This window comes from Microbacterium sp. AB (assembly GCF_032878875.1).
GTDB lineage: Bacteria > Actinomycetota > Actinomycetes > Actinomycetales > Microbacteriaceae > Microbacterium > Microbacterium betulae.
On sequence record NZ_CP118157.1, the window covers coordinates 2,345,981 to 2,358,893 of the forward strand.

The 12,913-nt window shown below is 69.8% G+C and carries 13 protein-coding genes; 12 read left to right on the plus strand and 1 reads right to left on the minus strand.

Translation table 11 applies throughout. The features are described from left to right. Positions 1-181 precede the first annotated feature (181 nt). The 9 genes from N8K70_RS11120 to N8K70_RS11160 all read left to right on the plus strand — a co-directional run bounded on the left by N8K70_RS11120 (position 182) and on the right by N8K70_RS11160 (position 7,573). Entirely contained in the window at positions 182-1,273 is a 1,092-nt protein-coding gene (locus N8K70_RS11120; RefSeq protein ID WP_317138409.1) for an ArdC-like ssDNA-binding domain-containing protein, read from the plus strand. Further along, entirely contained in the window at positions 1,270-2,196 is a 927-nt protein-coding gene (locus N8K70_RS11125) for a bifunctional DNA primase/polymerase (protein ID WP_317138410.1), read from the plus strand. Before N8K70_RS11120 ends, N8K70_RS11125 begins: the two co-directional genes overlap by 4 nt. Beyond that, entirely contained in the window at positions 2,193-2,864 is a 672-nt protein-coding gene (locus N8K70_RS11130) for a DUF2637 domain-containing protein (RefSeq protein WP_317138411.1), read from the plus strand. Before N8K70_RS11125 ends, N8K70_RS11130 begins: the two co-directional genes overlap by 4 nt. Beyond that, positions 2,861-3,313 carry a hypothetical protein gene (locus N8K70_RS11135; protein ID WP_317138412.1) on the plus strand — a complete coding sequence of 151 codons (453 nt, stop codon included), beginning with the start codon at positions 2,861-2,863 and terminating at the stop codon, positions 3,311-3,313. The genes N8K70_RS11130 and N8K70_RS11135 overlap by 4 nt, the downstream gene beginning before the upstream one ends. Before the next feature lie 80 nt (positions 3,314-3,393). Beyond that, positions 3,394-4,254 carry a hypothetical protein gene (locus tag N8K70_RS11140; protein WP_317138413.1) on the plus strand — a complete coding sequence of 287 codons (861 nt, stop codon included), beginning with the start codon at positions 3,394-3,396 and terminating at the stop codon, positions 4,252-4,254. Further along, the gene (locus N8K70_RS11145; protein WP_317138414.1) at positions 4,251-5,333 is read left to right on the plus strand and encodes a ParB N-terminal domain-containing protein; all 1,083 of its coding nucleotides are present in this window, start codon (positions 4,251-4,253) and stop codon (positions 5,331-5,333) included. Before N8K70_RS11140 ends, N8K70_RS11145 begins: the two co-directional genes overlap by 4 nt. 9 nt (positions 5,334-5,342) lie before the next feature. Next, positions 5,343-6,113, plus strand: a complete 771-nt coding sequence (locus N8K70_RS11150; RefSeq protein WP_317138415.1) for a hypothetical protein — start codon at positions 5,343-5,345, stop codon at positions 6,111-6,113. 15 nt (positions 6,114-6,128) lie between these two features. Further along, positions 6,129-7,307, plus strand: coding sequence for a M23 family metallopeptidase (locus N8K70_RS11155; RefSeq protein WP_317138416.1), 1,179 nt, complete (start codon positions 6,129-6,131; stop codon positions 7,305-7,307). Next, positions 7,307-7,573 (plus strand): DUF6112 family protein, encoded by a 267-nt coding sequence (locus N8K70_RS11160; protein ID WP_317138417.1) that lies wholly within the window; start codon positions 7,307-7,309, stop codon positions 7,571-7,573. Before N8K70_RS11155 ends, N8K70_RS11160 begins: the two co-directional genes overlap by 1 nt. 78 nt (positions 7,574-7,651) lie before the next feature. Here N8K70_RS11160 and N8K70_RS11165 read toward each other — a convergent pair whose 3' ends face one another. After that, positions 7,652-9,157: a hypothetical protein gene (locus N8K70_RS11165; RefSeq protein ID WP_317138418.1), complete on the minus strand. Its 1,506-nt coding sequence runs from the start codon at positions 9,155-9,157 to the stop codon at positions 7,652-7,654. A gap of 492 nt (positions 9,158-9,649) precedes the next feature. Here N8K70_RS11165 and N8K70_RS11170 point away from each other — a divergent pair, with 492 nt between their 5' ends. Genes N8K70_RS11170 through N8K70_RS11180 form a run of 3 tightly spaced genes read left to right on the plus strand, consistent with a single transcriptional unit; the run spans position 9,650 to position 12,881 of the window. After that, on the plus strand, positions 9,650-9,919 hold the full coding sequence (locus N8K70_RS11170; protein ID WP_062764860.1) for a DUF6112 family protein: 270 nt from the start codon (positions 9,650-9,652) through the stop codon (positions 9,917-9,919). A 43-nt stretch (positions 9,920-9,962) separates the two neighbouring features. Next, positions 9,963-11,414, plus strand: a complete 1,452-nt coding sequence (locus N8K70_RS11175; RefSeq protein ID WP_317138419.1) for a conjugal transfer protein TrbL — start codon at positions 9,963-9,965, stop codon at positions 11,412-11,414. A gap of 6 nt (positions 11,415-11,420) precedes the next feature. Continuing rightward, entirely contained in the window at positions 11,421-12,881 is a 1,461-nt protein-coding gene (locus N8K70_RS11180; RefSeq protein WP_317138420.1) for an SCO6880 family protein, read from the plus strand. Positions 12,882-12,913 lie beyond the last annotated feature (32 nt).

Sequence of the window (12,913 nt, forward strand, 5' to 3'; positions counted from 1 at the left end):
CTAGAGATTCCCGGTAATCCGGTATGTCCTGCGTCAGGCGCACCACAGGTTCTCCTGACGGCCAACCTTCCGACCTCGTAGTCCGCTGACCGTCTCGACACCACTGCAGATTCTCCTGGCGCACCTTATCGATGCACCGCCGCCCTCTCCAGGGCGTGCAGGCGACGCCGGGAGGAGGTCGATGATGGCGACGGACGAGGAGGCACGGGCTGCGCGGGAAGCGAAGCTCGAGCAGCTTCATGAGCGGGTGACGGCTGCGGTCGATCAGCTCGTGTCGGGTGAGGACTGGAAGCATGCGCTGGAGTTCGCTGCCCGGTTCCGGGCGCGGTCGTTCCTCAACGCGCTGTTGATCTTCTCCCAGCACCTCGATGCCTTCGACGCTGGCCGCGTCGCCTCGCCGGAGCCGTCCTACGTAGCCGGGTACAAGCAGTGGCAGTCCCTGGGCCGTCAGGTGGAGCGGGGCCAGCCGGGCTACGTGATCTTCGCTCCCGTGACGAGACGGTTCGCGTCGAGCAACCCGGCCGATCCCGATTCGTGGCACCGGCTGGGCCGGTTCGAGAAGCCGAGGCCCGGAGAGGTCGTGCGCTCGCGCATGGTGGGTGCGAAGCCCGCCTACGTGTGGGACGTGTCGCAGACCAGCGGTGATGCCGTGCCCGAGCGCCCGACGCCGACGCTGCTGGAAGGCCAGGCACCCGCGAGCTTGTGGGAGGGGCTGGCCGCGCTGGTGGAGGCCGAGGGGTTCGCGGTGCTGCGTGTGGAGCACGAGGGCATGATCCGCGGCGCGAACGGATTGACCGACTACGCGAACCGCACGGTCGCCGTGCGCACGAACATGGACGATGCGGCGCAGGTGAAGACGCTCGCGCACGAGCTGGCGCATGTGAAGCTGCACGGTCCCCACAATCCCGGCGCGACCGGGCATCGCGGGATCGGCGAGGTCGAGGCCGAGTCCGTGGCGCTGATGATCGGTGCCGCGCACGGCATGGACACCACCGCCTACACGATCCCGTATGTCTCGGGCTGGGCAGGGACGGTCGAGGACAAGGAGCCGACCGAGGTCGTGCAGGCCACCGGCGAGCGAGTCCGTAAGGCCGCCGGGACGATCCTCGACGCGCTCGACACCGCGCAGGTCGGCACCGGCGACCCGCCCGGTCTGACCCGCGAGCCCGCCGCGACACCGCGCGGAGCCGGCTCGGAGCGGACCGCCTCCGCGCCGGTCGATCCGGTGCGTTCGTCTCGTGCCGCCGACTCCGTGGTGAGGAGTCTGTCATGAGCGTTGCCAGCGTCCTCGCCTCGCTCAACGGCCTGTCGTTGCCGCACGCCGCGGCTCGTCTCGCGGCGGCGGAGGTACCGGTTTTCCCGTGCGTGCCTGGGGCGAAGAACCCGCTGCTGAAGCCGGACGAGGAGAACCCGAAGTCCCGCCCTGGCGGCTTCCGGATGGCTACCACCAATGCTCGGCAGGTCGCGGCGTGGTGGCGTCGGTGGCCGTCTGCGAACATCGGCGTCCCGACCGGCACCACGTCCGGGGTCGATGTCGTCGATGTGGACCGCAAGCCCGGCGGCGACGGCTTCGTCGCGTTCGAGCGCGCCCGTCGTGCCGGGCTGTTGCCGGGTTGGCTGGGCGTGGTGCGTTCCGCGTCGGGCGGTGCGCACTTCTACCTCCCGGCCGATCCGGACCGGCCGCAGCGATCGTGGCAGGCGGCGAAGGCGCACGTGGACTTCCGTGGCGACGGCGGCTACATCATCGTCCCACCCTCGGTCATCGTTGTCGGCGAGCATCGCAAGGGCTATGAGTTGATCGCCCCCGCCACGGGAAAGATCGCCCCGGTCGACGCGGCGGCACTGCGGGACTTTCTCGACCCGCGCCCCGAACCTGCCGTGCACCGGGTGAGTGGCCCGATCCGCTCGGGGGACGCGCAGCGATTGGCGGCCTGGGTGGCCATGCGTGCCGAGGGCGAGCGCAACCGGGGCCTGTTCTGGGCCTCGTGCCGCCTGGCCGAGGCGGGCCTATCGCTACCGGAGATGGTCGATGTCCTAGCCCCGGCCGGCGAACGGGCCGGGCTACCGCCACGCGAGGTCGAGACGACGATCCGCTCCGCCTACCGTTCCGTTCACGTCCAGCCCGCAGTATCCACCGCCGGGCAGGGCGATGCCTCGCGGCGGGTGCCGCGTCTTGCGGGGCAGGTGCTCTCATGAACCCGCAGGCGCCGGCGAGGACGCGGGGCGGGCGGGTCGCGGTGGCGACGGCGGTTGCCGGGACGGTACTCATCGCGGCCGGCGCGTTCTGGCTCTCCTTCACCGCCCTGGCGGACCTCGCTCGCCGTTCCGGCATCGACGCGGGGCAGGCGTGGGCGTGGCCGCTCATCGTGGACGGCATCATCGTCGTCTCGACCGTCGCTGTTGTCGCGCTCGCCCGGCAGCGATCGGCCTTGTACCCGTGGGCGCTGCTCGCCGCCGGCGCCCTCGTCTCGGTGACCGCGAACGCGATCCACGCCGTCGTCGCCGCCGATGCCGATGTGCCGGGGGTGCTCGCCGCGTCCGTCGCGGCGGTGCCGCCGCTGGTGCTCCTGGCGATCACGCACCTCACCGTCATCCTCACCCGCCCGGCATCCGAGGGCGCCACGCCGCCCCTCGCCGACGAAGACAAGACGGCGCCGGAGCGCGGTCGGCCTGAGTTGCAGGCCGTCATTCCAGAGCCAGAGCCGGAGCAGGCGCCAGTGCGGGAGCTGGCGGCGCGGCTGAGGGCCGAGGAGGGCTGGTCTAACAAAGCGATCGCCCGGCACCTCGGCGTGCACCCCTCCACCGTGGGCCGCTGGTTCGCGCGGCCCGAACTCACCACCCGTGACGAACAGGAGACGCTATGAACGACGACCGGAACGCGAACATCGAGCCCACAGCCACAGCCACAGCCACGGCCCTGCGCGAGCGCGATCAGGACCGTGCCGATGAGACGCCGCGTGAAAGCGAGGCGTCGGCGCTGGCCCGGCACCGCGACCCGTCACTGACCAAGGACTCGAAGGCGAAGGACGCGGCCAGGAAGGCACGGCCGGGGGTGGAGTGGGTGCGGCCGACCGACCTCGTGGCGTCGCACTCGGCGCGGATGGCGGGGCGGGGCATCGGCTTCCAGGCCGAGCTCGCCCGCCGCGCCCGCAGGGTACCGGGCCAGGCGTACCGGGCGACGAGGACCGGGGCGCGGTCGGGTGCGCGGTTCGTGAGCGAGCGCGCGCGGAAGCTGCCTCCGGTGACCGCGTTCGGCCGCGGTGGCGGGGAGCGGTTCTCGTGGGTGTCACGCTCCGGGATCGGGCTGGGGTAGCCGCCGTGCACGCATCCGGCCGATCCGTGAGTACGCCTGCTGGGGAGCGTGTGCGCACCTGCCTGTCAGGAGGTGCCCTGATGCAGACGACCACTGGCACGAGAACCGAACGGAATCGTTTCGAGAACTCGGAGGCGCTGCGCGCCCTGCTGAACCGGCTTCACCGAGCCGGCCGCGGGGCGTGGCGGAACGACCCGGAGGCGGCGGCGCTGATGGAGCACGCCGCGAACAAGTACGCCGCCCTCGCCCGCAAGCACGGCCTCGACCCGTGGGAAGCCGCATCGGCCGCGTTCGAGGCGATGCGGGGAGCCGCGACGCGCCGAGCGGAGGACCCGTGGGCGGTGGTGACGCGGGCGGTACAGGTGACCTGCACCGCCGAAGAACGCGGCAATGGGCTGCTGTGCTCCGTCCACCAGGCCCGCCGCCCGAAGTATTCGGTGTTCCACGACGCGGAGCGGTTCAGCGACCGCGAGAACCCCCTGCCCGACTACCACCCGGCATTCTGCTTCGACCCGTTCACCGACACCGACGACCTGGACGACGAGCGTCCGGTGCGGGAGCGGCCGATGAACGTCACCGCCGCCGTCGAGGACACGATCGCGTTCCTCTCGTGGGTCGGCTGGGCCCCCTCGACAGCACGCGCGGTAGTTGAATACATCACCACGCGGCTGGCGGAGTCAGTGTCGCGGGCGTCGGCGTTCGAGGTGCTGCGCCGCGACCGGCAGGCCCGCGCCCTCCTCGACCTGCCGGGTGCGTCGTGGACGGCGCTGCTGCGGATCATGCTCGGCAACCCCGACCCGACCCTCGCGCACACGAACGCCGGGCGCGGGATGCTCCGCCGCCTGCTGATCGGCCAGCCGCTGCGAGCACTCCTCACAGACGACGACCTCGTCATCACCGCCGGGCTCGCCGCCCCACGCATCGGGAACGACGAGTCATGAGTACGCCGCTGGAGGGCCGTATCGAGCTGGAGCGTGCGGTCGATTCGATCATCGTCGGAGCGCGGCACCGGCACGACCACGGCGACCTGACCCCGTTGGTCGAATCGATCCGCCGCCACGGGCTGCTGCAGCCGATCACGGTCACCCTCGACGGGCACCTGATCTGCGGAGCCCGACGGCTGGCGGCGATCAAGCTGCTCGGCATCAAGACCGTCAACGTGTGGGTGCGCTCTGGGGTCTCCGATCGGCTCGGGCAGCTCCTCGCGGAGCAGGACGACAACCAGCTCCACAAGCCCCTCACCCAGCTCGAAGCCGCCGCCCTCTACCGCGAGCTGAAGACCCTGCTGGCCGAGGACGCCGCACGCCGACAGGAGGCCACCCGCTTCCGGCAGGCCGGCGACGGCGGAGAAGACGGTTCCGGCAATTTGCCGGAACCGTGGGACACCCCGGTCGGTGAGGCCCGCGTGCAAGCGGCCCGCATGGTCACCGGCCGCGACTCCCACAAGACGCTGGAGCGCATCGGCCGGATCGAGGACATCGCCAACGATGCGTCCCAGCCCGCCTCGGTGCGTCGACAAGCCGCGGAGGAGGTCGCACGACTGCGGGCAGGCGGCAGCGTGTACCCGTCGCACCTGCGCGTGAACGCGGAGCTGTCGCTGGCGGAGCTCGACCAGCTCGCCGCCGACCCGGCCCAGTCTGCCGGGCTCCGCGAGCAGGCCCGTACCGAAGCCGAGACGGTGCGGGCCGCGGAGCGGGAGGCACGGGCCGCGGAGCTGGAGCAGTTGGCGCAGGCCGCGCTCGCCCGGGTCAAGGCCGCCAAGGCCGCCGGAAAGAAGAAGCCAAAGCGGCCCACGCTGACGGCGGTGAAGACCGGCGAGCCGGTGCCGTTCCCGCTCACCGTGTTCCTTGCCACCTGGGACGACATGGCCCACTGGTGGACCCACTACGACCCGGCCGGCGTAGGCCCGGCACTCACCGCCGAGCAGTGGGCCGGCTTCGAGCAGACCGTTCTCGGCACTGTCGCATTCGCTGACGCCGCCCGCGTTGCACGGCAGAACCGGGCCGAGCACATCGCCTGAACCGCGGATGTGGGTGCCGTCGTGTGCACCTTCCTGGCGACCACGCATCCGCTGTTGCCGTCCGGGAAGGACCTCGTGCTCATGGACCCCGCCTCGCCTGACGACCGCCGCCGTCGTCGCATGCTAATCGCCGCTACTGGCGGTGGACTGGCCCTGCTCATCCTCGTCGGAGCCGGCATCTACGGACTCGTCCGCGGCCCCGCCGCCCCGACCGACCCGATGCCGAGCGGGCGGCCTTCCACCACCGCCCCGGTCACGCCAAGCCCGACGCCAGACGGAGAGCTCGAGCCGTTGGATCAGAGCCTCGGGCCGGTGGCGTTCGCCCAAGCGGTCGCGCAGGCGCTGTTCACCTGGGACACGACGACCGGGCACGCTCCTTCGGACTACGCGCAGGTGCTCGCGGACGCCGCGCACGGCAGCGAGGCCGACGCTTTCGTCGGTGACGTGCGGGCCTACCTTCCGACGAACGATGCGTGGGCGCAGCTCCGCCAGTACGCCACGCGCCAGTGGCTGACCATCGACGAAGTGTTCGTCCCGGAGGCGTGGGAGACCGCGGTCGAGCAAGCTGCCCCAGGTCAGATACCGGCTGGCGCGGTCTCCTACACGATCGAGGGCACACGGCACCGGGACGGCATCTTGGGCACCGATCCGGTCGAGGCATCCCGCCCGGTCTCCTTCACCGTGTTCCTCGCCTGTACCCCGCCTTCGCCCGGTCGCGGTGCCGGTTCGGGGTCGTGCGAGGTGCTGCGGCTCTCGCAGCTCGACAACCCGCTGCGCTGAGCCGGGTGGTCTGCTGTGAAGAAGTTCGCGCTCCTCGCCCTCACGCTGCTGCTGCTCGGGCCTTCCACGGCGCTGCTGGGCGTCGCCACGCTCGGCGGCACCTCTGCGACCGCCGCCGTCTGCACACCTGGGTCGCTCAATGTCGGCCCGATCCCGGACTCGCTGACCGCCACCACCCGTAACGGGGAGACGGTCACGCTGAACCGGACCCAGCTCACCCACGCCGCGACGATCATCACGGTCGGCGGCCAGACCGCCGGCGTCGGCCGCGACGGCGTGGTCATCGCGCTCATGGCCGCGCTCACCGAGTCGACCCTGCGGATGCTCGCCAACACGAGCGCCTACCCCGAGTCCGCGAACTACCCCAACGACGGGAACGGATCAGACCACGACTCCCTCGGCCTGTTCCAGATGCGGCCCGCCAGCGGGTGGGGCACGGTCTCCGAGCTCATGGACCCGGACTACCAAGCTCGAGCCTTCTACGGCGGCGAGTCCGGCCCGAACTATCCCTCGCCGCGGGGCCTGCTCGATATCCCCGGCTGGCAGCACATGGACCCCGGAGAGGCCGCGCAGGCGGTCGAGGTCAGCGCTTACCCGGACAGGTATCAGAACTATCAGCCGGTGGCCGAAGCGATCCTCGCCGCGCTCACCCGCCCCGCCCCCTCCGGCCACGGCGGCGACAGCGGCGAGGCGCCGGTCGTGCCCGAGACGACGCGCATCGTGTTCCCGCTTCCCGAGGGCACCTGGGTCAGGACGAGCCCGTTCGGTTGGCGCAGCGACCCGATCACTGGCGAACGCCGCTTCCACGCAGGCAGCGACTTCGCCGCACCCGACGGCACCCCCATCTACGCCGTCGCAGATGGCGTCGTGGTGCGCGCGGACTACACCGATGCGGGCGGCGGAGTCATCGTCGTCGAGCACACCGTCCACAGCGAGCGGGTCGCGTCGATGTACGTGCACATGTGGTCGCACGGCTTCCACGTCGTGGAAGGCGACACCGTGGCCGCGGGCCAGCACATCGGTGACGTCGGCTCCTCGGGACACTCGACCGGCCCGCACCTCCACCTGCAGATCCACCCCGGCGGCGCAGGCGCCGAGGCGGTGGACTCCGACACCTGGCTCACCCAGCACGGAGCCGAGGGCATCACTGGCGGCGAGGCCGCACCCGCCACCTGCACCGCCGGAGGTGCGTGATGGACGTGTTCCCCGACTTCGGCGGCGTCGGCGGCGCCGCAGACCTCCGCGCCATCGTCGGCGCGCTGCTCATGTTCGTGCTCGCCACCGCCGTGCTCATGCTCATCGTCTGCGCCATCATCTGGGCGATCGCCTCCTCCAGCGGCAACTACCAGGCCGCGACCAAAGCCCGCACCGGGCTGTTCGTCGCCCTCGGCGCGGCGGCGCTGGCCGGCGCCGGAGTCACCTGGGTGAACTTCCTCCTTGACGTAGGGGCGGGACTGTAGCTGCTCGATCGTGTTGAGCCAATCGGTGGCGGCGTCCGGCGCGGCCACCGCATCGGACCGATACGAACGTATTGTGTGTCAGCAAAGTCCCCAGCCGAGCGTTCCTAGGAATGAGCAGTTGAGCCCGACGAGGTCCGGTGGTGACTCCTGTGTCGCCCACAACGTAACCAGCGCTACGATCACCGATACGACGGAAACCCAAATCGCAACGCGCTGAACTCGGCGTGAATCGAGCGACGCGCCAAGGGACGCGACGGTACTCAGCACCTCGCGGTACTCCGCGTCAAACTCGACCAGCTCGCGAGCAAGACGCCTTTGATTCTTCCGTTCTTGCTTGTTCAGGTTGACGGGCTTGAGGGGCTTGCGCCCCTCCTCCTTGTCCCGTTCCTTGAACCATGTTGTGTAGTCGAGATAGAAGACCGGCTCGCGGTCTCTCCATCGTCGACGGTTGTATAGCTTGAGGTCCTCCTCAAGCGTCGCGAGATCGAGGCTCGTGGTGAGGGTGCGTATGCGAAGCCGTTTCAGGTCGCGACTGCTTGTACCACCGTGAAGTTCGCGAGCGTTGTCGTGAGCAATAGATGCATTGCTGCGTAGAAGGCGTAGAAGCGCCGTGAGGCCCGACCTTGCCATGAAGTCGGTCGATCGAGAACCTACGAAGTAGCCGGCGGATTCGACTCCGGAGTGCCCAGTCCCTGACGTTATGCGGGCTGCCGCGCCGCGATTCCCCCATAGAGACCAGACGTTCTCCGAAGTATCCGGTGCCCAGTCTCGAGATACGGGCTCCTGCAGGAGGAGTCCCGGCAATTCTTCACTAGTCACTTGGTACGGAACGTGCTCGTGCAGTCCCATCGCGCGCAATGCATCATTCTCACGGCGAGAGGGTTGTCCATCGTCGACCGCGGGGTCAGCGACGTTGAAGAAGATGACGTCGAAGAGGGGTTGAGGATGGCGAGCGCGTGCGAAAGCTCCGGGTAGCGTACGACTCATCCAACGACGGAGCTCGCGATGCACCTCGCTGCGAGCGCGTTGTGTCCGGTAGTGCAGGACGGCTTTCGGCGGTTGCGAAACCGCCATTTGACCCTTCCTCCTGATCACTTCGTGCTGATGCGATGCCTGCAATTGCTCGTTGAGTCGAGTGGACACGGACTCGTCAAGTGAGAACCCGGCTACGACGGCGGTTATCCCTTTGCCGATCGACACGCCTATCAAGCTGATGCTCTTGACGCCAGCAGGCAGCTTTGCCCGCTGCGCATCGATGGACGTGTACTCGGCTGACCTCGATGTCAGCTCCGCCATCCGCCACCATGTCCGGCCGTCGCCGCGGCGTGATGAGGTGACCGTCTCTGTTCCGCCTGGGTCCATGCCAAGGAACCGAGCACCGTCCCAACCAGACCGCCGGATCGCCTTGTGCAGTCCCCGAACACCACTTGCCGTGAAGTACTCAACGAGCGATGCGTATGGCATCGTCACGCCCTCCCCCAAAGGCAGCTCTATCTGGTCGAAACGATAGAGCTCGTCCCCATGGCGCCGTTCACGCGTGTGGTGCGTCTGATACAGGAAGTTCGACATCTCGCGGATCTTCACGCGCCAACGAGCTGGAATCCACGGCTCCACGTTTGAACGCTGAAGACCGCGCAGAAGGAGATAGGGGAGGTCGTACCAGCGAAATCCTTTGCCGATCCCGCGAATCGCTGTCCCACTGGAGGGTTCGTCAGCGACGTCTTCGCTCCCGGTGGTCGCGGCTGCTGGGGGCGATCCTTCCGGGGGACCTTGTGGCCGTTGCGCTCTCCGTGGCTTCATGCTCTGTCCGAATCTCTCAGTCACCGACTTTCCCATAGTGCAACGGGCACGCCATCACGTGTCACCTCAACACAGCGTGAGAGTGCACGGACCCTGTTCCGTGGCCGCGTCGATGTACTCGCGCCACGCGACGCTCGCATGCCGCCCCGCCTCATCCATCGAGCCACCCCGCGATGCGAGACCACACACAGAGCGCCCCTGGCGGACGGCGAGAGAGTGGGTGCGCACCTGACTGGCAGAAGCCCACGTCCCCGTGAACAGTCAGGAGCACGCATCGTGATCGACATCGACCCCAACAGCTCGGGCCTTCCCGGTATCGAGCAACTGCGCATCATCGTCGGCGCCGTCATGACGGTCGGCCTCATCCTCTCCGTCCTCGCCCTGATCGTCTCGGCGATCGTGTGGGGTTTCGGCGCCAACTCCTCCAACCCGCACCTCGCCTCGCGCGGGAAGGTCGGCGTCCTCGTCTCGTGCGGGGCGGCGATCATCTGCGGTGCCGCAGTCACGCTCATCAACTTCTTCTGGGGCGTCGGGCAGGCCGTCTGATGACCACCCGAACAGCACGCCACCACCTGCGGGGGTAGGTGCGGTGAGTATCTGCGATGTCCCGGTCATCTCCTCCGTGTGCGACGCGGTCGGCGAGGGCGCCGCCTCGCTGATCGCGGCGCCGTTCGACTGGCTCGCTCAGGCGATGGCTGGTGCTGCCGCGTGGCTGTTCGAGGCGGTCTGGACCGTGTTCGACACCACCACCCTCGTGGATGTCACCAGCCCGGAGTACGTCGGCGTCTACAACGTCCTCTTCGGCGTCGCCGTGTTCGTGATGCTGGTGTTCTTCTGCCTCCAGCTCATCATCGGCCTCATCCACCGCGACCCCACCGCCCTGTCCCGCGCCGCCCTCGGGCTCGCGAAGTCCGTGCTCGGCAGCTTCCTGGTCATCACGCTTACCGCGCTGCTGCTGGAAATCACCGACCGGCTCGCCGTCGGGATCGTGCAGGCCACTGGCAACACGATGGAAGGAATGGGGACCCAGATCGGGCTCCTCGCCACCGGCCTCGCTGGGATCAACATCGCAACCCCCGGTGTCGGCGCGATCCTGACTATCTTCCTCGCCGGCCTGGCCATCTCGGCGGCGGCGATCGTGTGGTTCTCCCTGCTGATCCGTAAGGCGCTGCTGCTGGTGGCGGTCGTGTTCGGTCCGGTCGCCCTGGCCGGGGCGACGTGGGATGCGACGAAGGGGTGGTTCGCCAAGTGGGCGGCGTTCGTGATCGCCCTGATTTTCTCCAAGCTCGTCCTCGTCGTGATCTTCCTCGTCGCGATCGGGCAGGTCTCGGCGCCGATCGAGGCAGACCTGGCTTCCATCTCCGACCCGATCGCGGGCGTCGTGCTGATGTTCATCGCCGCGTTCGCGCCCTACATCACCTACAAGTTCCTGTCGTTCGTGGGCTTCGACATGTACCACGCGATGTCTTCCGAGCAGGAGGCGAAGTCCGCGCTGAACCGGCCCGTGCCGGTGCCGTCCGCCCCGCAGGCCGACACGGCCAAGAAGGTCCTCGACAGCGGCACCGACCCCGGCAGCAAGCCCTCGAGCGGTGGAGGCGGCGCGGGCGGAGGCTCGACACCGCCCCCACCTCCTCCTCCCGGCGCACCGACCGCGGCCCCCGCCAGCACGGGAGTCGGCACGGCGGGCACCGGCGCCGCTACATCCGGTGCCGGAGCAGGGGCTGGAGCGGGTGCCGGAGCTGCCGGCGCTGGCGCGGCTGGTGCCGGTGCGGCCGCGGGGCCTGTCGGTGCCGCGGTGGTCGTCGGAGCCGCCGTGGTCAAGGCCGCAGCGACCGCTGGCCCGAAGGCAGGCAAAGCGGTGGGCGGCGCGGCGGACAGCCAGGCCGGCGCGGCGCCCGAGCAGGCATCCCCGCCTCCGTCGCAGGGCACACTGCCGCGTCCCGCACCGTCGACACCGCCTCCGGCCACGCCGCCGTCTCCCGCGCCTCGGCGTCGGCAGGACCCGCCGCCGCCATCATCCGCACCGGCCGGGAAGGAGTAACCCCTGATGGTCACGAACTCGACTAGCGACTACCCGCTGGCGCCGGTGCAGTTCTCCCGGCTCGCCAAGCGCGGCATCATGCTCGGCCTGTCCCTGCCGCAGCTCATCGTCCTCGGCGTTGCGGTGCTCACGGTCGTCTTCTCCCTCTACGCCGCCGGCGGGATGGGATTCGCCTGGACTACACCCGTCTGGGGGACCTGCGCCCTGCTCGCGATGATCCCTGCTGGGGGCCGGAAGGTGATCGAGTGGGTGCCGATCCTCGCCCGCTGGGCCGCCCGGACCCATCTCGGGCAGCTCGTCTACCGGCGCTGCGTCATCAAGCCCCGCCCTGCCGGGACCCTCGCACTCCCTGGAGATGCGGCGAGCCTGCGGGAGTGGGAGGACCCCGAGACCGGCGCGGCGATGGTCCACGATCCGCACGCGCAGACCCTCACCGCGATCCTCGGTGTCTCCCACCCCGCCTTCGTCTTGCTCGATCCGGGTGAGCAGCAGCGCCGCGTCTCCGGGTGGGGCCGCGTGCTGGCCGCCGCGTGCAGGTCCGGGCGGATCGCGCGGATTCAGGTGTCCGAGCGGACTCTGCCGGACTCCGGGACGGGGCTGGCGGAGTGGTGGCGCACGCACGGCACTGATGACGGCTCCTGGGCCGCGACCACCTACGCCGAGCTCATCGACCGAGCCGGCCCCGCCGGAGAACGCCACGCGACGACCATCTCGCTCGCGCTCGACATGAAGGCCGCCGCCCGGCAGATCAGGACGAGCGGCGGCGGGATACGCGGTGCGGCCGCGGTGCTGCGGCAGGAGATGAGCACGCTGACCACGGCGCTGCGCGCGGCCGAGCTCACGTCGACCGGGTGGCTGACGCCCGGCGAGGTCGCCGTCGTCCTCCGCTCCGCCTACGACCCCGCTGCTGCACCAGCCTTGGAGCGGCACGGGGACCTGGGCCGCGACCTGGCGACCGCCGGCCCGGTCGCGGTCACCGAGACCTGGGACCGGCTGCGGTCGGACTCCGCGCACCATGCGGTGCTGTGGATCACCGAATGGCCCAGGTCCGCGGTCTATCCGGGATTCCTGGCCCCGCTCGTGCTGTCCAATGGCATCCTGCGCACCTTCGCCCTGCACTACACCCCGGTGCGTGCTGACCAGGCTGCGCGGGATCTGCGGAAGAAGAAGACGGAGCTCATCTCGGACGCGGCCCAGCGGCGCAAGATCGGGCAGATCGAAGACGCGGCTAGCAGCGCCGAGCTGGACGACGTGCTCCAGCAAGAGGCGGACCTGACGGCCGGGCACGGCGTCCTGCGCGTCTCCGGACTCGTCTCCGTGTCCGCGCCGACCGTGGACGAGCTCGACGCCGCGGTGGCCGCGGTCGAGCAGGCGGCGATCCAAGCGTCCTGCGAGACCAGGCGGCTCGTCGGCCAGCAGGCACAGGCGTTCACCGCTGCCGCGCTGCCGCTATGCCGGCCGGTCTGACTCGGCGCACCTGCTCATCGACCGTCACGCCT